Genomic DNA, 18,903 nt, shown 5'->3' with positions numbered 1-18,903 from the left:
AGGACTTCGCGGCCCTTGCCAAGAAGATCAAGGAGAGCGTGACGGCCTACGATCCGCCGCCCGCCGATTTTGATCCACTCACGGCGCCGGCGCAGGACCTCGACAAGTTCGGCTTCCCGCCGAGGCCGGATCCGAAGCGACTGCCGCTTCTGCATGCCTTCTGGCAGAAGATGTTCGAGTCCCGGTCGCACTTCGAGAGATTCGACATCTCGCCCGCAGATCTCGAACTGGTTGCCGACCTGCGCGTGAATAGCCGAGGCCCCGCTATCGATCTGCTGGCCAGGCGTCAGAGTAGCCTTAACTGGTCGGGTGCCTACCTGACACCGCGGGATGGAACCATCTTCGACTCGATCCATGGTGCGTGGCAGGTTCCGACCCCAAGCAAGCCAGCGGCCGCAGCGGCCGGCAACCTGTTCTTCAGCAGTTCGACGTGGATCGGGCTCGATGGTCAGCGCCGATACTATCAATCCTCCTTGCCGCAAATCGGTACCGGTCAGGATCTCGACATCGCGACGGGCGTGTCACAAGAGCAGTATCGCGCCTGGTGGCAGTGGTGGGCAAGGGACGTCAGCGGAGCCGGGATTCCCATACCGCTGCCGTTTCCGACAATCAAACATCTTGATTTCATCATGGCCAATGTTTGCGCCAACCCCGGTCGCAACAGCGCGAAGTTTCTCATCAAGAACATATCCAATGGTCAGGCGATGCTGTTCGACCAGGCCGCCCCGATCCCCAACCCTGGCTTTCCCGCGCTGCGGATCTCCGGTGCCACCGCTGAATGGATCCTGGAGCGGCCGTCGGTAGGATCGCAAATCCAGGTCCTGCCCGACTACGGCACGGTATTGTTCAGCGATTGCCTTGCTGTCGCCACCAACCCGAGCACCGGAGCGCAAGTCGAGCGCGATGTGGAGGTGCCAAAGCTCATCGACATGTACGAGATGCGAAGCAACCCGCAGCGAACGGCAAAGATATCAATCGCCAGGCCTGTCGACGAAGACAGGGTCATGACTGTCTATCGGTGATCCGGATTCCCCGCAGTCGCCCGGAGCCAAAAGCCGGCCGACAATTGGGCCGGCATGCGGCACCTCAAATCGGATCCCAGGTGAAGTACTCCGGCGAGCGCTTGAGATCGGTGAAGTAGGGCTTCATCGACGGCACCGCATGCTCGGCGATCGCCTCCAGCGTCCAGCCGTCGGAATTGTGCACCGAGCGCACCGGTCGGTTGGCGTTGAACAGCATGATCTCGTTCATGCGCACGCCGAAGATCTGCGAGCTGATCCCTTCGGCCGCGTCGGACAGCAGAAAGACCGCCATGGGCGCGATCTTGGCCGGCGTCATCCGCTTCGAACGTTCCAGCCGTGCCTTTTGCGCCTCGGTATCGGCCGGGATGGTGCCGATCATGCGCGTCCAGGCAAACGGCGAGATGCAATTCGAGCGTACGTTGAATGCCGCCATGTCGAGCGCGATCGAGCGGGAGAGTCCGATGATGCCCATCTTCGCCGCCGAGTAGTTCGCCTGGCCGAAATTGCCGACGAGACCCGAGGTCGAGGTGAAATGCACGAAGGCGCCCGACTTCTGCTCCTTGAAATAGTTGGCCGCGGCACGGCTCACGTTGAAGGCACCGTTGAGATGTACGTCGATCACCATCTTCCAGTCCACGTGGCTCATGCGATGGAAGATGCGGTCGCGCAGGATGCCGGCATTGTTGATGACGCCGTCGATCCTGCCGAAAGTCTCGACCGCGCTCTTCACCATGCGTTCCGCGCCGGCGGGATCCGTGACGCTGTCGGCATTGGGTACCGCCTTGCCGCCGGCCGCGGCGATCTCCTCGCAGACCTTCTGGGCCGGCGTGGCGCTGCCCGAGCCCTCGCCGTCGACCGCCCCGCCGAGGTCGTTCACCACCACCCTGGCGCCTTCCTTGGCCGCCAGCAGCGCCATCTCGCGGCCGATGCCGCCGCCGGCGCCCGTGATCAGCACGACCTTGTCCTTCAGCATGTTTGTCATTCGCGTCTCCCTTTCCCGGAACTTGAATAGATGGCCTGGTTGCGGGCGGCCTCGACGGCGCCTTCCGCGGCGAAGTCGCCTCCGAGCGGCATCTCCTCCTGCAGCCGGGTCATGCGTGGGTAGTAGTGGCGGAACGCATCACGGATCTCATTGAACGGGATGTCGGCGAACACGCCGCGATAGGCGAGATATTCCATGTGCCGCCGGCCGCCGAGATCGAACGGATGATAGATCGAGTCGGACGCGGCGTCCCACTCGAGGGGCTTGAGACCGAACCGCTCGGTCAGCTCCTTGTTGAAGGCAGGCGTCGCCTTCAGCCAGCGCCCATCAAGCCAGACCTCCGTGTAGCCATGGTAGTAGAAGACATCGCTGCCCATCAGCTCGGCCAGACGCTTCGTGGTCATGTGGTTGCGTACGTCGGCATAGCCCACCCGGGCGGGAATGCCCGACGCCCGGCAGAGCGCCGCCATCAGGCCTGCCTTGTTCACGCAATAGCCGTGGCCGGCCGCGAGCGTCGTGCTGGCGCGATAGGCTTCGCGCTTCATCGGCGTGTTGTAGGGATCGTAGCGCAGCCCGTCGCGCACGGCGTAGTAGAGCCGCAATGCCTTCTCGCGCTCACTGCCGGCGCCCGCCATCCGGCTTGCCCGCGCGACGATCTCCGGATGGTTCGAGTCGATCAGATCTCCCGGCCGAAGATAGGCGTCGAAAGCGGCGCCATCCCGCACGGCATCGTCCTTAGTTGTCCTGAGAGCATCGAAATCCATGGCCAGCCGTTGTGCCCCGAAAGGAACGATTGAGTCCATGAGGCAGGATGCGCAAATCACCCATGCACATCCGGAAAGCGGTTTACGCCTGTCGCGAACCGTATTTTCATGACCTGACGAGAAGGTCGGAGCGTCGCATGTCGGAAAAGGGTGTCGTGCAGGAGGCCGCGCCAGTGGTTGGAGTGGCCGGTCGCCGGAGCCTCATCCTGGCCGCCTGCATGATGGCGACCTTCATGGCCGCGGTGGAAAGCACCATCGTGGCGACGGCAATGCCGACCATCGTCGCCGATCTCGGCGACTTCCACCTCTTCAGCTGGATCTTCGCCGCCTACTTGTTGTCGCAGGCCGTAAGCATACCCATCTACGGTCGGCTGGCGGACCTGTTCGGGCGCAAGCGGATCTTTTTCGCCGGCGCGAGCCTGTTCCTGGTCGGTTCGACGCTCTGCGGCTTCGCCCAGGGCATGCTGTCGCTGATCGTCTTTCGAGCCCTGCAAGGCATGGGTGCCGGCGCCGTGCAACCGGTCGCCTATACGATCGTCGGCGATATCTACACGCCGACCGAACGGGCGCGTGTGCAAGGCTTCCTGTCCAGCGTCTTCGGTATTTCCGCGATCGTCGGACCGTCGCTCGGCGCGTTCCTGGTCGAGCATGTCAGCTGGTCTGCCGTGTTCTGGGTCAATCTCCCGATCGGGGCGCTCGCCATGACGATGCTCGCGGTCTTCTTCCGCGAGCAGCTGCACGCGCGCGCGCCGCGCATCGACTTTCTCGCCTCCTTCCTGCTGATGCTGGGGGCGGGCACGCTGATGATGGCCTTGATCCAGGGCAGCAGCCTCAGTCCCTGGCTGCTGGCGGCGTGCATCGTGGTAGGCGTCGCTGCATTGGCAGTGCTGGTGCGCCACGAACGTCACGTCGAGGCGCCGATGCTGCCCATCCGCTTCTGGACCAACCGGGTGATCGCGCTCGGCAATTTCGGCAGTTTCGCCATCGGCATGGTGATGATGAGTGTCAGCGCCTTCCTGCCGACCTACGTTCAGGGCGTGATGGGCCGCAGCGCCGCGGTGACCGGCATGGTGCTCGCCGCCATGTCGATAAGTTGGGCCGTGGCAAGCGCCGGCTCGGGTCGCGTCATGATCCGCACCAGCTACCGCGTGAGCGCGATGTTCGGCGGCACCATGCTCGTCCTCGGCAGCATCGTTCTGATGACGATGGTGCCGGAAAGCGGCCCGCTCTGGGCAGGCGCCGGCGCGCTGCTTATCGGCCTGGGCATGGGCTCCTGCAACACGACCTATCTCGTTTCCGTGCAGGCCGTCGCCACCCAGCGCGAGCGTGGTGCGGCGACTGCGTCGAACATGTTCATGCGCATCGTCGGCCAATCGACCGGCGCCGCGCTGTTCGGCGCCCTCGTGAATATCGGCCTGCTGCACTTCGCCCCGCGGGCCGGAGAAGTGGCGGCGCGACTGATGCAACCGGCGTTGCGCCAGCATCTCGCCCCGGCCGAGATCGCCACGCTCACCTCGGCCATGGCCGCGGCAGTCCGGAATGTCTACGTCGTGGGAGCCGTGGTGGGACTCGTCGTCCTCGTTCTCGGCGCCCGTCTGCCCGCCGCGCTCGGCCCGACCACGACCCTGGATCGAGGCCGCCCCTGAAGCAGGTCACAGGGCCGACGGCTCGTCGTCGGCCGTCACGAGGAAATGCGCCTGGGCCGTCGCGACCGGCTTGCTGCGGTCATCCTGCCAGGCCTCGACGAACACGTTGACCATGCGGCGTCCCTGCTTGGTCACCTTGGCCGAAGCGATGACGTCGTGCGGCCGCGCCGATCGCAGATAGTCGACCGTGATGTTGACGATCTTGGGTACCGTCTCCGCTTCGATCTCCCACAACAGATGAAAGATCGCCGCCATCTCCAGCATCGCCCCCAGCGTGCCGCCATGGATCGCGGGGAGAAACGTATTGCCGATCAGCGACTCGTGATAGCGCATGCGGGTGAGCAGCTCGCCCGTCCCGTTCTCGGGCGCGATTCGCATCCAGCGCGCATAGGGAATGGCCTCGCCGAGCCGGCCGACATCGCCCTGTTTGCGCGCCTCGGCAAGGTGCTTCATGAGGCCGCGGCTCACGATGCCCCTCCTTTGCGCAGCAATTCCCTGCCCGTCAGATGAGCGGGCGTCACCTTGCCCTTGGTGCCCAGCATGAAGGTGCCGGCAGCCGCGGCCACGGGATCCTTCGCATCGCCCTGATGCGCGAAGGCACGCGTGAAGGCAACCGACCGCGTGATGCGATAGCATTCGGCTTCGGCGATCACCGGCTTTCCCGGCACAGCGGGCTTGGCGTAGTCGATGCGCAGGTCGAGGGTGGCGAAAGGCATCGGCTCCTTGAGCATGGTCGCGACCGCCATGCCGCAACAGCCGTCGAGCATCGCCGTCAGCGGCCCGCCGGCCAGCACACCCGTTTCCGGATTGCCGACCAGTTCCTCGCGCCAGTCGAGCCGCATCGAGGCGAGCCCGCGCGCGACCGCGAGCACCTTCAGTCCCAGCGCCTTGTTGTGGGGAATGGTGTCTGAAAAGAGCCTCTGGAACAGCGCCACGCGCTCTTCCGGAGTCGTGAGGGATTTGGCCATGCGTCACTCCTGGCAGATTCCTCGCTGGTGCTCGGAATGACGCACTTCCTTGATCCCGGAAGTCCTGTCATCCCGAGCCGAGGGCGAGGGATCTTCCTTTCTTCCTACAATCCCATCTGCCGGGCGGCGAGATCCTTCATGATCTCGACCGAACCGCCACCGATCGACATCACCTTGGTCTCGCGATAGATGCGCTCGACCTTGGTGCCGCGCAGATATCCCGCGCCGCCGAAGATCTGCATCGCCTCGTTGGCGCAATATTCGAGGGTCGAGGTGGCGAGGTTCTTCAGCATGCAGATCTCCGCCACCGGCTTTTCGCCCCGCCCGACCCGCCACGCCAGCAACTCGAGCGTCGATTTCACGGCATTCACACGCATCGCCATGTCGACCAGTCGATGGCGCACGACCTGGTTGGCGATCAAGGGCTTGCCGAAAGTGTGGCGCTCCCGGGCATAAGCGATCGCTTCCTCGAGACAGACCCTGGCATAGCCGTAGGCGCCGGCCGACATGCCGAGCCGCTCCTGGTTGAAGTTCAGCATGATGCCGATGAAGCCCCTGTTCTCTTCGCCGATCAGGTTGTCGACGGGCACATGGACATTGTCGAAGAAGAGCTGTGCCGTATCGGACGCCCACCAGCCCATCTTCTTCAGCCTGGTGCGCGAGAAGCCCTCGCGGTCGCGCTCGATCAGGAGCAGCGACACGCCGCCCGCTCCTGGCCCGCCCGTGCGCACCGCGACGGTGAAATAATCGGCGCGCACGCCCGACGTGATGAACATCTTGGAACCGTTCACGACGTAGTGGTCGCCCTCGCGGCGCGCCGTCGTTTTTAGGTTCGCGACATCCGAGCCACCGCTGGGTTCGGTGATCGCGAGCGCGCTGATCTTCTCGCCGGCCAGGATCTCGGGCAGCAGCCGGCGTTTCATCCATTCGGGCCCGAGCGCTGCAATGGGCGGGGCGCCGATCGTGTGGCTGTTGAGGCTGGCATTGATGCCACCGCTGCCATGGCGCGCCAGCTCCTCCGACTTGATGATCCCGAAGAAAGGATCGGTGGGCACGCCGCCATACTCCTCCGGGAACCCGAGCTGGAGCACGCCCGCGGCGGAAGCCTTCTTGTAGAGGTCGCGCGGAAACTCCTCCGCTTCGTCCCACGTGTCGACGTAAGGCATGATTTCGCGGTCGACGAAGCGGCGGACCGTGGCGCGGAACGCTTCATGCTCCGCCGTATAGAAAGGATTGGGCGCAGCGGTTTCGGATAACGTCAGTCCGGGGGAATTGGCGACGGCCATCGGCACTCTCCTTGCGCTTCGTTGTGCCAGTTTGCACGCTTGCGGCCCAGCGTTGACAGCGCTGAATAGCCGTTCATATTGGCACGGTACGAGGTGGCGTGAGATCGCCCGTCACAAGGGATGGAAACTGGTTAACTTTCTGCAACTCACCCTGAACGGGCTTGCAGTCGGCTGCATCTACGGCCTGGTCGCGCTCGGGTTCGTGCTGATCTACAAGGCCACGGAGCTCGTGAACTTCGCGCAGGGCGACCTGCTGATGCTGGGCGCCTTCGTCGCCTACATGTCAGTGGTCTGGTGGAAGCTCGACTATTGGGTCGCGTTCCTGATCGCCGGCGTGTTGGTGGCGGTGTTCGGCGCGCTGCTCGATGCCGTCGTGTTGCGGCGCGTGATCGGACAGCCGCAGTTCGCCGTGGTGATGCTGACCATCGGCCTGGGGGCAATCTTCCGCACCTTTGCCAGCGTCACCTGGGGCTCGGAGATCTATACCCTGCCCACGCCCTTCGGTGGCGTCACCACGATCGGCGGCGTTACCCTCAGCCATCAGTATCTTTCGATCGTCGTCGGCACCCTGCTGCTGTGCGGTCTGCTTTATCTTTTCTTCACCCATACGCGCATCGGCATCGCGATGCAGGCGACTTCGCAGAACCAGCTCGCGGCCTACTACATGGGCATTCCGGTCAAGCTGATCTTTTCCATGATCTGGGCGATCTCGGCCGCGGTCGCGGCGGCGGCGGGCATCCTGCTCTCGCCGGTCACGCTGATCGATACGAACATGGGGCTCGCGGTCGCGCTCAAGGCCTTTGCCGCGGCGGTACTGGGCGGCTTCGGCTCGATTCCCGGCGCGCTGATCGGCGGCATCATCATCGGCCTCATCGAGCTCTATGCCGGCGCGACCTTGTCGGAAGGGCTCAAGAACACCGCGCCCTACATCGTCATGCTGGCCGTCCTCGCCATACGGCCACAGGGTCTGTTCGGCACCCTGGCACGCAAGAAGGTATAGGGCGGCGGCATGCGGTTCCTGTTCAAGACCAGCTACGAGCAGGACATCCGGCTGTTCCGCGACCGCGTCGATGCTTTCTGGTACGGCCTGCTGGCCCTGCTTGTGGTCGGCCTGCCGTTCGTCATCGACGAGTACTATGTCGGCGAGACGAGCTGGGTCTTTATCTACGCGCTCTGCGGCATCTCGCTGATGGTGCTGGTGGGCTACACCGGCCTTGTGTCGCTGGGCCATGCCGCGTTTCTCGGCATCGGCGCCTACGCCCACGCCTACTTCCTGCAGCAGGGCCTGCCCTGGGTTGTGGCGATGGCGCTGGCGGTAGTGATTACCACCGCTGCGGGATTCGTAGTCGGCCTGCCCGCATTGCGCATGACCGGCATCTATCTCGCCATCGCCACGCTCGCCTTCGCCGTCATCATTCAGGAGGTGTTCACCCGCTGGGAGTCGGTGACACACGGCTTCGCCGGCATGCCGGTGGACAAGCCGACGATCTTCGGTCTCGTGTTCGAGGACGACCGCTCGTTCTATTACCTCTGCCTCTTCTTCCTGGTCGTAGCGTTGTGGCTGACGCGCAATCTGTTGCGGGCACCCACCGGACGCGCCTGGATTGCGATCCGCGACAGCGAGATCGCGGCCCAGTCGATGGGCGTCAATCTCGCGATCTACAAATCCTTCGCCTTTGCCTACTCCGCCGGGCTGATGGGCCTCGCCGGCGCGCTGTTCGCGCACAAGATCGCCTATCTCGCGCCCGACATCTTCACCATCCTGCTGTCCATTCAGTTCCTCCTGCTGGTCATCGTGGGCGGGCTGGGATCGCTGCACGGCGCGGTGTTCGGCGCCATCTTCGTCGCCTTGCTGCCGCCGCTGATCGCGATCCTGCGCGATTCGATCCCCGAGAGTCTCGCCAACTTCGCCACGACCACGGGTCTCGCGCCGATCGGAAGTCTGGGCGCCGCGATCGGCGCCTTCCTCGCCAAGCCGGGCGTCGAGGCTGGCATCTTCGGCCTGATCCTGGTCCTCGTAATCTTGCTCGAGCCGCTCGGCATGTATGGCCGCTGGCTCAAGATCAAACTCTTCTTCTCGACCTTCCCGATGTACAAGAAGGCGACTTTCAGGCGGCAGAAGAGCTACATGCGATCGGAGCGGCTGAGATGAGCCTCTTCACCGCCGACAATCTCTCGATCAACTTCGGGGGCATCCGGGCCGTCGACGGCGTGAGCTTCGACGTCGAGAAGGGCGAGGTCTTCACCATCATCGGTCCCAACGGCGCCGGCAAGACCACGATCTTCAACCTCGTGAGTCGCATCTACAACCCGACGGGCGGCCGGCTGCTGTTCGATGGCAGCGACATCACGACCGTGCCGCCGCACAAGATCGCCGCCCTCGGCATCGCTCGCACTTTTCAGAATATCGAGCTGTTCGAGCACGCGACGCTGCTGCAGAACCTGCTCCTGGCGCGCCATGCGCACAAGCAATCGGGCTTTTTCGCGGAGCTGCTCTTCCTGCCCTCGGTGCGGCGCATGGAAGTAGAGCATCGTGCGGCCGTCGAGCACGTGATCGACTTCCTGGACCTGCAGCAATACCGCGACAGCCTGATCGTCAATCTGCCCTATGGCGTGCGCAAGGTGACCGAGCTCGCCCGCGCCCTCTGTACAAACCCGCGCTTGCTGCTGCTCGACGAGCCGTCATCCGGCCTCAACGTCGAGGAAACCGAGGACATGGCCTTCTGGATCCAGGACATCAAGACCGTCCTCGGCGTCACCGTGCTGATGGTCGAGCACGACATGACGCTGGTTTCCGCCGTGTCGGACCGCGTGCTGGCCTTGAACTATGGCCGGCCGCTCGCGACCGGCACGCCGCAGGAAGTGCAGAGCCATCCCGAAGTCGCGCGAGCCTATCTGGGAGGCTGAGGATGCGCGGATCCGTTCACTTCTCTCTCTCCCCATGTTGCGCGTGGGGAGGTGTCCGCATAGCGGACGGAGGGGTCCTTCCCAGCGACGCTGGGGAGGCAAGGTGAGCGCCATGGCGGAACCCATCCTGAAGGTGACGAACATCGAGACCTACTATGGTCCGATCATGGCCATCCGCGGCGTCTCGTTCGAGGTTCCCGAGGGCGGCATCATCACCATTCTCGGGTCCAACGGCGCGGGCAAGACCACGGTGCTGAAGACGATCTGCGGCGTCATGGATCCGCAGAAGGGCAACATCGTGTTCCAGGGCCGCGAGATCCGGCGCATGGATCCCGACAAGGTGATGCGGCTCGGCATCAGCCACGTGCCGGAAGGCCGCGAGGTCTTCCCCTTCCTGACGGTGCGCGAGAATTTGCGCATGGGCGCCTTTACCCGCCGCGACGGCGATGGCGTGGCACAGGATCTCGAGGCGGTCTTCGGCTACTTCCCGGTCCTGCGCGAGCGCGCCGACCAGCGCGCGGGCTCGCTGTCGGGCGGCGAGCAGCAGATGCTGGCGATCAGCCGGGCCCTGATGGCGCGGCCGAAGTTGATGCTGCTCGACGAGCCGTCGCTCGGGCTCTCGCCGAAGCTCGTCAAGGACATCTTCGACATCATCGTCCGCATCAATCGCGAGCGCGGCGTGACCATGCTGCTGGTCGAACAGAATGCCAATATGGCATTGCGCACTGCCGACTACGGCTATGTACTCGAAGTCGGCCGCATCGTCATGGCCGATACCTGCGAGCGGCTGGTCGAGAAAGAGGACATCAAGGAGTTCTATCTCGGGATCAAGGAACAGGGCGCACGCGGGCAGCGCCGCTGGAAGAAGCGCAAGACCTGGCGATAGCGAGGGGAACGCGATGAGGGACGATGCCATGCCAGTCTCCGGCCAAGCGATCCAGGTCGAGGGCTGCGACACGATTCCCAAGCTCTTCTGGCACCAGGTGAGCGCGCGCGACGGCCGCACGGCGTTCCGCGAGAAGGACCTCGGCATCTGGCGGTCGACGAGCTGGCGCGACTACGGCGAACGGGCGCGCGCTGCCGGGCTGGGTCTGGCGAAGCTCGGCCTCGCCCGTGGCGAGGTCGTCTCGATCCTGGCCGAGACGGTTCCCGAATGGCTCTATGCCGACATGGGAACGATGGGCGCCGGCGGCATCTCGAACGGCATCTATCCCACGGACTCGGCCAAGCAGGTCGAGTACATCCTGAGCGACAGCCGCTCGCGCTTCCTGTTCGTCGAGGACGAGGAGCAGCTCGACAAGTTCCTCGAAGTGCGCGAGCGCTGCCCGCTGGTGCGCAAGGTGTTCGTCTTCGACATGGAAGGGCTGTCGGACTTCCGCGACGAGCAGGTGATGGCGTTCGACGAGCTGCTGGCGCTCGGCAGGCAGCACCAGACGGATCATCCGCGGCTGTGGGAGAAGCTGGTCTCAGGCTCCCGCGCCGAGGATCTGGCCCTCCTGGTCTACACTTCGGGGACCACCGGTCCGCCCAAGGGTGCGATGCTCTCGCACCGCAACGTGATCTTCCAGATCAGCAACGCCGATGCCTTCATCCCCATGACCATGGGCGGGGAGCAGCTCGCCTTCCTGCCGCTCTGCCACATCGCCGAACGCACCTTCACCGTGTTCCTGCCGTTGCGCTCGGGCGCCATCGCCAACTTCGCCGAGAGCGTCGAGACCGTGCCCGAGAACGTGCGCGAGGTGGCGCCGACGAGCTTCTTTGCGGTGCCGCGCATCTGGGAGCGCTTCTATTCGGGCATCGCCATCCGCATGAAGGAAGCGACCTGGATCGGCAGGATGGCCTATCGCTGGGCTATCGGCGTCGGACTTGGGATCGCCGAAGCGCGGCTTGACGGGCGCGCACCATCGACCCTCCAGCGCCTGCTCTTCCGGCTGGCCGATTTCATGGTGCTGGACAACATCAAGCGCGCGATTGGAATGCACCGCATCCGCTTCGCCGGGACGGGCGCGGCTCCGATCGCGCCGGATCTCATCAAGTGGTACCGCGCGCTCGGCGTCGACATGCGCGAGGTCTACGGCCAGACCGAGAATTGCGGCGTGGCGACCGGCATGCCCGACTGTATCAAGCTCGGCACGGTGGGCATTGCGGCTCCGCGCACCGAAGTGAGGATCTCCTCCGAGGGCGAGATCCTGCTGCGCGGGCCGCACGTCTTCATGGGCTACCTCAACAATCCGCAGAAGACGGCCGAGACGGTCCGCGACGGCTGGCTGCATACCGGCGACGTCGGTTCCCTCGACAACGAGGGATATCTCAAGATCACCGACCGCATGAAGGACATCATCATCACGGCCGGCGGCAAGAACATCACGCCGTCGGAGATCGAGAACCAGCTGAAATTCTCCCCGTACATTTCGGATGCGGTCGTGATCGGCGATCGCCGCAAATTCCTGAGTTGCCTGGTCATGATCGACTATGAGAACGTCGCCAAGCACGCACAGGACAACAACGTACCGTTCACTGACTTCACCTCGCTGTGCCGCACCCGCGAGGTGATCGAGCTGATCGGCACGGAGATCGAGAAGGTCAATCAGAACTTCGCACGCGTGGAGACCATCAAGAAGTTCCGGCTGATCGAGCAGCAGCTCACCGCCGAGGACGAGGAGCTCACGCCGACAATGAAGCTCAAGCGCAAGTTCGTGAACGAGAAGTACAAGAGCCTGATTGACGGCATGTACGTGGAAGCGGCGTGATCCAGATCGTGGAAACGTCCGGCATGGTGGAAACCCAACGGGAGGAGCAAATGAGGCATTCGGCAAGAGTAGCGGCGTTGGCGATCGTCCTTGCGGCGGCCGCCGGCGCAAGCGCATCGGCGCAGACCCGCGGCGTGACCGCGAGCGAGGTCGTGTTCGGCATGCACACCGACCTTTCTGGCCCGGCCGCGACCTACGGCGTGTCGTCGTCGAACGGCGTGAAGATGCGGTTCGACGAGGCCAATGCCGCAGGCGGCGTGAACGGGCGCAAGATCAAGGTGATCGTCGAGGATCAGGCCTATCAGGTACCCAAGGCGGTGCAGGCCTGCAACAAGCTCATCAACCGCGACAAGGTGTTTGCCTTCATCGCGCCGCTCGGCACGCCGATGAACAATGCCTGCTTCAAGGAGGAGCTGGCGGCGGGCGTGCCCAACCTCTTCCCGCTTTCCTCGGCGCGCTCGATGTATGAGCCGTTCGACCGGCTGAAGTTCGTCGCGGGCGCGAGCTACGTCGACCAGATCCGCGCCGGCATCAACTATCTGGTCACGCAAAAGGGCAAGAAGAAGCTCTGCGTGATGTATCAGGACACCGACTTCGGCAAGGAGATCGTCGAGGGCGCCGAGGAGCAGGCCAAGAAACTCGGCCTCAAGATCCTGGAAATGACATCGCACAAGCCGACCGACCAGGATTTCACCGCGTCGCTCACCAAGCTCAAGTCGGCCGGCTGCGATCTGATCGCCATGGGCACGATCGTGCGCGACACCGTCGTCCCTTACACCGCCGCCCGCAAGGAAGGCTGGAACGACGTCACCTTCATGGGCTCCGCGGCCGTCTACGACCTGGTCGTCGGCGCGGCGCCGGGCATGGATGGCTTCTACGGGATGGGCCTCACCGAGATGCCCTATGCCGACAGCCAGCTCCCCGCAGTTGCCAACTTCGTGAAGCAGTACAAGGCCAAGTACAACATCGATCCCAATATCGGCGCGGTCTACGGCTATGTCGCCGCCGACCTGACCGTGAAAGGCCTTCAGAACGCCGGGAAGAACCTGACGCTCGACAGCTTCATTTCCGGCCTGGAGGCGATCAAGGGCTATCACGACATCTTCGGCGGACCGGAGATCAACTTCGGACCGAAGATCCGCCAGGGTGCGAACTCGTCGTTCCTGGCCGAAGTCAAAGGCGGGCGCTGGACGCGCGTCAGCCAGCCGCTGGGCTTCTAGCCGCGCGGCGACTACATCAGGCGAAACGGCCCCGCCCCCTGAAGGCGGGGCTTTTTCCTTAGGTTCGCGGCGCTGCGGCCGCTAAGGTCGGCGGGACATGAGCGAACTTTCGGACCGGGTGGCGATCGTCACCGGTGGCGCGTCGGGCATCGGTGCCGCTTCGGCAAGGCTTCTGCATGACGCCGGCGCGACGGTCATCGTGGCCGACATGCAGGCGGCGAAGGATGGCGCCGGCCGCTTCGTATCGCATGACGTCGCATCGGAACAGTCATGGAAGGCCCTTCTGGCCGATGTGCTGGAGCGCGAGGGAAGGCTCGACATCCTGGTCAACAATGCGGGCATCAGCGGCGCGAACGGCAACGTCGAGACGACCACGGTCGAGGAATGGCAGCGCGTGCAGGCCATCAATTCGGAAGGCGTCTTCCTCGGCTGCAAGCACGCCATCGAGGGAATGAAGAGGACCGCGCCGCGCAAGCCCGAGGGCAAAGGCTCGATCGTCAACATCTCGTCGATCGCCGGACTGGTGAGCGGTGCCGGACCGATCGCCTATACGGCCAGCAAGGGCGCCGTGCGTCTGCTGACCAAGAGCGTGGCCCTCTACTGTGCCGAGAAGAAGTACGGCATTCGCTGCAATTCGGTGCATCCGGGCGGGGTCGACACCGCGATCTTCAACCCGCTGTGGCAAGCCGTCGGCCACGAGCAGGGCAAGGCTTTCATCGGCGCGCGTCATCCGATCGGCCGCATGGCCGAACCACCCGAGCTGGGCGAGGTCGTGCTATGGCTCGCCTCCGACCGGTCGAGCTTCGTGACCGGTGCGGAGATTGTGGCCGACGGTGGCATCACGTCGGGCCTGATGAGGAGGTTGCCGCTTGCCCCGTCTTGACGACAAGGTCGTGCTCGTGAGCGGCGGCGCGTCGGGGATCGGCGCTGCGACGGCACGCTTGGTGGTGCGCGAAGGCGGCAAATCGGTTGTCGCCGACCGCGACGAGGAGAAAGGCCGCGCGCTTGCCGACGAGCTCGGCGCGTCGGCCCTCTTCCTGCCGCTCGACGTCACCCGGGAGGCGGCGTGGCAGAAAGCCATTGCGGTCACGGCGGAGACGTTCGGCGGCCTGCATGGCCTTCTCAACGCCGCCGGCATCGGAACCCGCACCGACATCGAAAGCTGCACGCTGGAAGACTACCGTCGCGTCAACGATATCAATGCGCTCGGCACCTTCCTCGGCTGCAAGACGGTGATCCCGGCCATGAAGCAATCGGGCGGCGGCTCGATCGTGAACATCTCGTCAGTGCTGGGGTTGCGCGGCGCTTCCTATGCCCTGGCCTACTGCGCCAGCAAGGGTGCGGTGCGCCTGCTTACCAAGCACGTGGCCCTGCATTGCGCGCAGATGAAATACAATATCCGCTGCAACTCGGTGCATCCGGGCTATATCGACACGCCGATGGTGGCGCCGCGGCTCACGCAGAACGTGGGGAACATGTCGGGCCGGCAGTGGCTCGAGGAGCTGCATCCGCTCGGCCGCCTCGGCGAGGCCGGCGAGGTGGCGAACATGATCCTGTTCCTGCTGTCGGACGAAGCGAGCTTCTCCACCGGCTCGGAGTTCATCTGCGACGGCGGGCTGACGGCATAACGCTGGCCGCTACCTCATGCCCGTGATCGACGTGCCCATGGCACGCGGATCGCGCTTGGGCCACCGGCCGGCTTCGACCTGGGCAATGAAGTCGCCGACAATGCGGTTGAACTGGTCGGGGTCCTCGAGATTGATGGTGTGGCCGCAATTGGGCATCACCGCGAGCGCCGCCGCCGGGATCTCGCGCTTCATCAGCAACGCTGGCGCCAGGCAGGGCCAGTCCTCGTCGCCGGTCAGGATCAGGGTCGGCACCGCGAGCGTCCGCATCCTGTCAACAAGGTCGTAGAGCGAGGGCCGCTGCCCCTGGCAGCCGATTTGGGTGTTGGCCGAGCCGAGCGCCGAATGCTCGGCCAGCGCCTTCTTGAACTCGGCGAAGCCGCGCCGGTCCTTGTTCTCGAACTGCACCCGGGTCGGCCCGTAGGCATATTTTTCGGCGAACGCCGCCATTCCCTCGCCGAGCAGCGATTTCGCTACCGCCTCGACTTCGGCCTTGAAGCGCGCCTGCTGGTCGCGCTCGGCGCCATATCCCACGCCGGCAACCACCAGCGAGCGGGCCCGCGCGGGATGGCGAAAGCCGAAGTGGAGGCTCGCGAACCCGCCCATCGAAAGGCCGACGACATGCGCCTTGTCGATCCCGAGATGGTCCATCACCGCTAGGATGTCGTCGGTGGCGCGGTCCTGCGAATAGCTCTCGGGCTTCTCCGGCACGTCCGACGGCGGGTAGCCGCGGGCGCCATAGGTGATGCAGCGATAGCGCTGCCCGAAGTGGCGCATTTGCGCCTCCCAGGAGCGGTGGTCGGCCGCGAACTCGTGCACGAAGACGATCGGGATTCCCACCCCCGTCTCCTCGAAGTAGAGCTTCACGCCATCGTCGGTCGTTGCATAAGGCATTGTTTTTCTCCGGCACGCCTCGACTTTAGCTCATATGGCGGCCCGCCGCCCGGCGGTGCTACGCTTCGACCAATGAGCGAGATCGGAACGGGACTGCAGAACGCGACGGGCATTCGCGGGGCGATCGCGCGCGCCGGCTATGCCTTCGTCGAGGCTGCCGACATGCGTACTGCGCTCGGCCGCTTCGGCACGCTCGCCGACTGGGCCGCTTTCGCCGAGAGCTGGAACGATCTGGCGACCGACACGTACATGGCCGACGGCGGACGCTATCGCCGGCGGCGGTTTGGCGTGTTCGCCGCGCCGCGTCAGGGCGCGATCGTGCGAGGACCTCATCAGCCGCACTACCAGAGTCTCGACTACAACGTCTTGAACGGCGGCATCGAACGCTGGTTCGAGCCGATCAGGTCCGAGATCGCCGACGGCGCCAGCTTCCGCACCATTCTCGAATACTGCCGTTCGCTGTTCGGCCGGCTCGCGCCCGACGTGGCGCATTGGCATGTCGAGGCGCACCAGTTCCGCATCGAGGCCCGGCTCGGCGAGGAGGGCAGGCCCACACCCGAGGGCATGCATCGCGATGGCGTGGACTATGTGCTGGTGCTGCTGGTCGCTCGCCGCAACATTCGAAGCGGTACGACCACGGTGCACGATCTCGACAGGCGGACGCTCGGCAGCTTCACCCTGACCGATCCCCTCGACGCGGCGCTGGTCGACGACTCGCGCTGCTATCACGGCGTCACGCCCGTCGAGCCGGAGAACGCGGCCCAGCCCGCTTATCGCGACGTGCTGGTCGTGACGTTCAGGAAGAAAGCGGCCTGATCATAGCCGACCGCGTCAACTGCCGATGGTCACGCCGGCATCGGCGATGATGGTCTGGCCGGTGATGAAGGCGCCGGCCTTGCCGGCCAGCATCACGGCGATGCCGCCGATATCGTCGGGCTCGCCGATGCGGCGCAGCGGCGCCGTCTGCAGGCGCTTGTTGAGATATTCGGGATTGTCCCACAGCGCCTTGGCGAAGTCGGTCTTCACGAGCCCCGGTGCGATCGTATTGACGCGGATATTGTCCGGCCCGAGCTCGACCGCGAGATTGCGCGTGAGCGCCATGTCCGCCGCCTTGGAAATGCCGTAGGCGCCGAGCACCGCCGTGCCGCGCACGCCGCCGATCGACGACACGATGATCACCGACCCCTCCCTCCTCGCCCGCATGTCGGGCACGCAGAGGTTGATCAGCCAGATGTTGGAGAGGATGTTGTTCTGCATGATCTTGGTGAAGGCCTCGTCCGGCATCTTCTCGGTCGATCCGTAGTACGGATTCGACGCCGCGTTGCAGACCAGGATATCGACCGGCCCGAGCTGCTTCTTCGCCTGGGTGATCAGGTTCTGGCACTGCGCCTTGTCGGAGATGTTGCAGGGGACGACGACGGCGTCGCCACCGGCCTTGCGGATCTCCGCCGCGGCCTCCTCGCACGCCGGCGCCTTGCGGCTCGACACCACGACCCTGGCACCCTGCAGCGCGAGATGGAGCGCGATCGACTTGCCGATCCCCTTGCTCGATCCGGTGACGACGGCGACCTTGCCGGCGAGGTCGAAAAGCGGCGATGGCATGCGGTTTCCTCCTGAAATCGATCGCTCTGTGTCGCACAAAGGCGGCGCTCGTGGTAGCGTCGGGCCAGCCGGAGGGCCGAGCGATGCCGCAGGATCTTTCCAGGTCGCCAACGATGATCGGCGGTGAAATTCCCCTGATCGATGCCTCGGACTTCCTCGCCGGCAAGCCTGGTGCCGCAGAACGAACGGCAGCGCAGGTGCGCTTCGCCTTCGAGCGCGTCGGCTTCTACTACCTCGCCGGCCACGGCGTGCCGCAATCCTTGATCGATGCCACCTACGAGGCGGCGGCGCGCTTCCATGCGCAGCCGATCGAAGCCAAGCTCGCATTGAAGGCCGACGATCACAATATCGGCTATGTGCCGATCGCGGCGAAGGCGCCAGCCAACGCCGTGGCGCAGGGACTGAAGGCGAGCCAGAACGAGGCCTACTTTCTGCGCCGCGAGCGCGGAGCCGACGATCCCGACGTGCTCTCCAACCGCCGCTTCCATGCGATGAACAAGTGGCCCGCCGAGCTGCCGCGCTTTCGCGAAACGGTGCTCGCCTACATGGCGACCCTGGAGGCGCTCTGCAAACGCCTGGTGCCTCTCTATGCACTCGCGCTCGGCCTTTCGGCGACCTGGTTCGACAGGGCCTACGCCAGGCCGCACCTGATCCTGCGCATGTCGCGCTATCCCGCGATCGATGGCGACGACGCCAGCGTCGCGAGCCTGGTACCGCACACCGACTCGGGCTTCATGACGCTCCTACCGCCGAACAAGGTGCAGGGCCTCTCGATCCTGCTACCCGACGGCCGCTGGATCGATGCGCCCTATGTCGAAGGCGCGTTCGTGGTGAATGGCGGCGACATCCTGCATCGCTGGACCAACGAGCGCTTCCTGTCGACGCCGCACCGCGTGCGCAACGTGTCGGGCCAGACCCGCTACGCCGTGCCGTTCTTCTTCGATCCCAACCACGACACGGTCATCGAGTGCCTGCCGAGCTGTCAGTCCGCCGAACGGCCTGCGAAGTATCCGCCGATCAAGTTCGGCGACTATGCGCTGTGGTTCGCCGCCCAACGCTACGAGCACATGCAGAAGGTGCCGGCGCCGGACGAAGCGGCCATCGCCCCCGGCGAGCGCGCGACCGCGCGCTGGAAGTAAGGCGGGGCACGTTGGCCGAGCGGAATGCTCGAAAGCAAAAAGGCAATTAACAGGAAAACCTGTCATTCTCGCGGCCGCCCACGATGCTGTCCCGCGAT

General features: G+C 64.8%; 19 protein-coding genes. 12 read left to right on the top strand and 7 right to left on the bottom strand.

The features are described from left to right. Window positions 1–38 precede the first annotated feature (38 nt). Complete coding sequence (locus tag VH499_RS11010) at window positions 39–1,022, top strand: G1 family glutamic endopeptidase (protein ID WP_332052776.1); 984 nt, start codon at window positions 39–41, stop codon at window positions 1,020–1,022. 64 nt (window positions 1,023–1,086) lie between these two features. Here the strand turns inward: VH499_RS11010 and VH499_RS11005 are convergent, their stop codons facing one another. Beyond that, the gene (locus VH499_RS11005; RefSeq protein WP_332052775.1) at window positions 1,087–2,004 is read right to left on the bottom strand and encodes an SDR family NAD(P)-dependent oxidoreductase; all 918 of its coding nucleotides are present in this window, start codon (window positions 2,002–2,004) and stop codon (window positions 1,087–1,089) included. Next, window positions 2,001–2,807 carry a transglutaminase family protein gene (locus tag VH499_RS11000; protein WP_332052774.1) on the bottom strand — a complete coding sequence of 269 codons (807 nt, stop codon included), beginning with the start codon at window positions 2,805–2,807 and terminating at the stop codon, window positions 2,001–2,003. The genes VH499_RS11005 and VH499_RS11000 overlap by 4 nt, the downstream gene beginning before the upstream one ends. Before the next feature lie 98 nt (window positions 2,808–2,905). Between VH499_RS11000 and VH499_RS10995 the strand changes: the two genes are divergently transcribed. After that, a complete protein-coding gene (locus VH499_RS10995; RefSeq protein ID WP_332052773.1) occupies window positions 2,906–4,414 on the top strand; it encodes an MDR family MFS transporter in 1,509 nt (502 codons plus the stop codon). Between the two features lie 6 nt (window positions 4,415–4,420). Here VH499_RS10995 and VH499_RS10990 read toward each other — a convergent pair whose 3' ends face one another. The 3 genes from VH499_RS10990 to VH499_RS10980 all read right to left on the bottom strand — a co-directional run bounded on the left by VH499_RS10990 (window position 4,421) and on the right by VH499_RS10980 (window position 6,668). After that, window positions 4,421–4,882, bottom strand: coding sequence for a PaaI family thioesterase (locus tag VH499_RS10990; RefSeq protein ID WP_332052772.1), 462 nt, complete (start codon window positions 4,880–4,882; stop codon window positions 4,421–4,423). Next, window positions 4,879–5,382 (bottom strand): PaaI family thioesterase, encoded by a 504-nt coding sequence (locus VH499_RS10985; RefSeq protein WP_332052771.1) that lies wholly within the window; start codon window positions 5,380–5,382, stop codon window positions 4,879–4,881. The genes VH499_RS10990 and VH499_RS10985 overlap by 4 nt, the downstream gene beginning before the upstream one ends. Window positions 5,383–5,486: 104 nt before the next feature. Further along, a complete protein-coding gene (locus VH499_RS10980; RefSeq protein WP_332052770.1) occupies window positions 5,487–6,668 on the bottom strand; it encodes an acyl-CoA dehydrogenase family protein in 1,182 nt (393 codons plus the stop codon). 52 nt (window positions 6,669–6,720) lie between these two features. On the opposite strand from VH499_RS10980, the gene VH499_RS10975 reads away from it, so the two are divergent. From VH499_RS10975 to VH499_RS10940, 8 genes are all read left to right on the top strand, one after another. Beyond that, entirely contained in the window at window positions 6,721–7,668 is a 948-nt protein-coding gene (locus tag VH499_RS10975) for a branched-chain amino acid ABC transporter permease (protein WP_332052769.1), read from the top strand. A gap of 9 nt (window positions 7,669–7,677) precedes the next feature. Next, complete coding sequence (locus VH499_RS10970) at window positions 7,678–8,820, top strand: branched-chain amino acid ABC transporter permease (protein ID WP_332052768.1); 1,143 nt, start codon at window positions 7,678–7,680, stop codon at window positions 8,818–8,820. Next, window positions 8,817–9,575 carry an ABC transporter ATP-binding protein gene (locus tag VH499_RS10965; protein WP_332052767.1) on the top strand — a complete coding sequence of 253 codons (759 nt, stop codon included), beginning with the start codon at window positions 8,817–8,819 and terminating at the stop codon, window positions 9,573–9,575. Before VH499_RS10970 ends, VH499_RS10965 begins: the two co-directional genes overlap by 4 nt. A gap of 112 nt (window positions 9,576–9,687) precedes the next feature. Then, window positions 9,688–10,461, top strand: a complete 774-nt coding sequence (locus VH499_RS10960; RefSeq protein ID WP_332052766.1) for an ABC transporter ATP-binding protein — start codon at window positions 9,688–9,690, stop codon at window positions 10,459–10,461. A 13-nt stretch (window positions 10,462–10,474) separates the two neighbouring features. Further along, window positions 10,475–12,325, top strand: a complete 1,851-nt coding sequence (locus VH499_RS10955) for an AMP-dependent synthetase/ligase (RefSeq protein ID WP_332052765.1) — start codon at window positions 10,475–10,477, stop codon at window positions 12,323–12,325. Window positions 12,326–12,375: 50 nt separating this feature from the next. Next, the gene (locus VH499_RS10950) at window positions 12,376–13,545 is read left to right on the top strand and encodes an ABC transporter substrate-binding protein (protein ID WP_332052764.1); all 1,170 of its coding nucleotides are present in this window, start codon (window positions 12,376–12,378) and stop codon (window positions 13,543–13,545) included. Between the two features lie 97 nt (window positions 13,546–13,642). Further along, window positions 13,643–14,428: an SDR family oxidoreductase gene (locus VH499_RS10945; RefSeq protein WP_332052763.1), complete on the top strand. Its 786-nt coding sequence runs from the start codon at window positions 13,643–13,645 to the stop codon at window positions 14,426–14,428. Continuing rightward, entirely contained in the window at window positions 14,415–15,173 is a 759-nt protein-coding gene (locus VH499_RS10940; protein ID WP_332052762.1) for an SDR family oxidoreductase, read from the top strand. The genes VH499_RS10945 and VH499_RS10940 overlap by 14 nt, the downstream gene beginning before the upstream one ends. 9 nt (window positions 15,174–15,182) lie before the next feature. On the opposite strand, the gene VH499_RS10935 is transcribed toward VH499_RS10940, so the two are convergent. Continuing rightward, window positions 15,183–16,064, bottom strand: coding sequence for an alpha/beta hydrolase (locus VH499_RS10935; RefSeq protein ID WP_332052761.1), 882 nt, complete (start codon window positions 16,062–16,064; stop codon window positions 15,183–15,185). Window positions 16,065–16,136: 72 nt separating this feature from the next. On the opposite strand from VH499_RS10935, the gene VH499_RS10930 reads away from it, so the two are divergent. Further along, on the top strand, window positions 16,137–16,880 hold the full coding sequence (locus tag VH499_RS10930) for a 2OG-Fe dioxygenase family protein (RefSeq protein WP_332052760.1): 744 nt from the start codon (window positions 16,137–16,139) through the stop codon (window positions 16,878–16,880). A 15-nt stretch (window positions 16,881–16,895) separates the two neighbouring features. Here VH499_RS10930 and VH499_RS10925 read toward each other — a convergent pair whose 3' ends face one another. After that, entirely contained in the window at window positions 16,896–17,666 is a 771-nt protein-coding gene (locus VH499_RS10925; RefSeq protein ID WP_332052759.1) for an SDR family oxidoreductase, read from the bottom strand. A 113-nt stretch (window positions 17,667–17,779) separates the two neighbouring features. On the opposite strand from VH499_RS10925, the gene VH499_RS10920 reads away from it, so the two are divergent. Further along, window positions 17,780–18,805, top strand: coding sequence for an isopenicillin N synthase family dioxygenase (locus VH499_RS10920; protein ID WP_332052758.1), 1,026 nt, complete (start codon window positions 17,780–17,782; stop codon window positions 18,803–18,805). Window positions 18,806–18,903 lie beyond the last annotated feature (98 nt).

It is taken from the genome of Reyranella sp. (genome assembly GCF_036558665.1).
Taxonomy (GTDB): Bacteria; Pseudomonadota; Alphaproteobacteria; order Reyranellales; family Reyranellaceae; genus Reyranella.
The sequence above is the reverse complement of the archived record's forward strand: the minus strand, read 5'-3'. Positions and strand labels throughout refer to the sequence as shown.

What these genes read in the sequence shown, in the direction of transcription:
- VH499_RS11005 (WP_332052775.1), bottom strand. Translation starts at nt 2,004, where the DNA reads ATGACAAACATGCTGAAGGACAAGGTCGTGCTGATCACGGGCGCCGGC.
- VH499_RS11000 (WP_332052774.1), bottom strand. Translation starts at nt 2,807, where the DNA reads ATGGACTCAATCGTTCCTTTCGGGGCACAACGGCTGGCCATGGATTTC.
- VH499_RS10995 (WP_332052773.1), top strand. Translation starts at nt 2,906, where the DNA reads ATGTCGGAAAAGGGTGTCGTGCAGGAGGCCGCGCCAGTGGTTGGAGTG.
- VH499_RS10985 (WP_332052771.1), bottom strand. Translation starts at nt 5,382, where the DNA reads ATGGCCAAATCCCTCACGACTCCGGAAGAGCGCGTGGCGCTGTTCCAG.
- VH499_RS10980 (WP_332052770.1), bottom strand. Translation starts at nt 6,668, where the DNA reads ATGGCCGTCGCCAATTCCCCCGGACTGACGTTATCCGAAACCGCTGCG.
- VH499_RS10970 (WP_332052768.1), top strand. Translation starts at nt 7,678, where the DNA reads ATGCGGTTCCTGTTCAAGACCAGCTACGAGCAGGACATCCGGCTGTTC.
- VH499_RS10965 (WP_332052767.1), top strand. Translation starts at nt 8,817, where the DNA reads ATGAGCCTCTTCACCGCCGACAATCTCTCGATCAACTTCGGGGGCATC.
- VH499_RS10960 (WP_332052766.1), top strand. Translation starts at nt 9,688, where the DNA reads ATGGCGGAACCCATCCTGAAGGTGACGAACATCGAGACCTACTATGGT.
- VH499_RS10955 (WP_332052765.1), top strand. Translation starts at nt 10,475, where the DNA reads ATGAGGGACGATGCCATGCCAGTCTCCGGCCAAGCGATCCAGGTCGAG.
- VH499_RS10950 (WP_332052764.1), top strand. Translation starts at nt 12,376, where the DNA reads ATGAGGCATTCGGCAAGAGTAGCGGCGTTGGCGATCGTCCTTGCGGCG.
- VH499_RS10945 (WP_332052763.1), top strand. Translation starts at nt 13,643, where the DNA reads ATGAGCGAACTTTCGGACCGGGTGGCGATCGTCACCGGTGGCGCGTCG.
- VH499_RS10935 (WP_332052761.1), bottom strand. Translation starts at nt 16,064, where the DNA reads ATGCCTTATGCAACGACCGACGATGGCGTGAAGCTCTACTTCGAGGAG.
- VH499_RS10930 (WP_332052760.1), top strand. Translation starts at nt 16,137, where the DNA reads ATGAGCGAGATCGGAACGGGACTGCAGAACGCGACGGGCATTCGCGGG.
- VH499_RS10925 (WP_332052759.1), bottom strand. Translation starts at nt 17,666, where the DNA reads ATGCCATCGCCGCTTTTCGACCTCGCCGGCAAGGTCGCCGTCGTCACC.
- VH499_RS10920 (WP_332052758.1), top strand. Translation starts at nt 17,780, where the DNA reads ATGATCGGCGGTGAAATTCCCCTGATCGATGCCTCGGACTTCCTCGCC.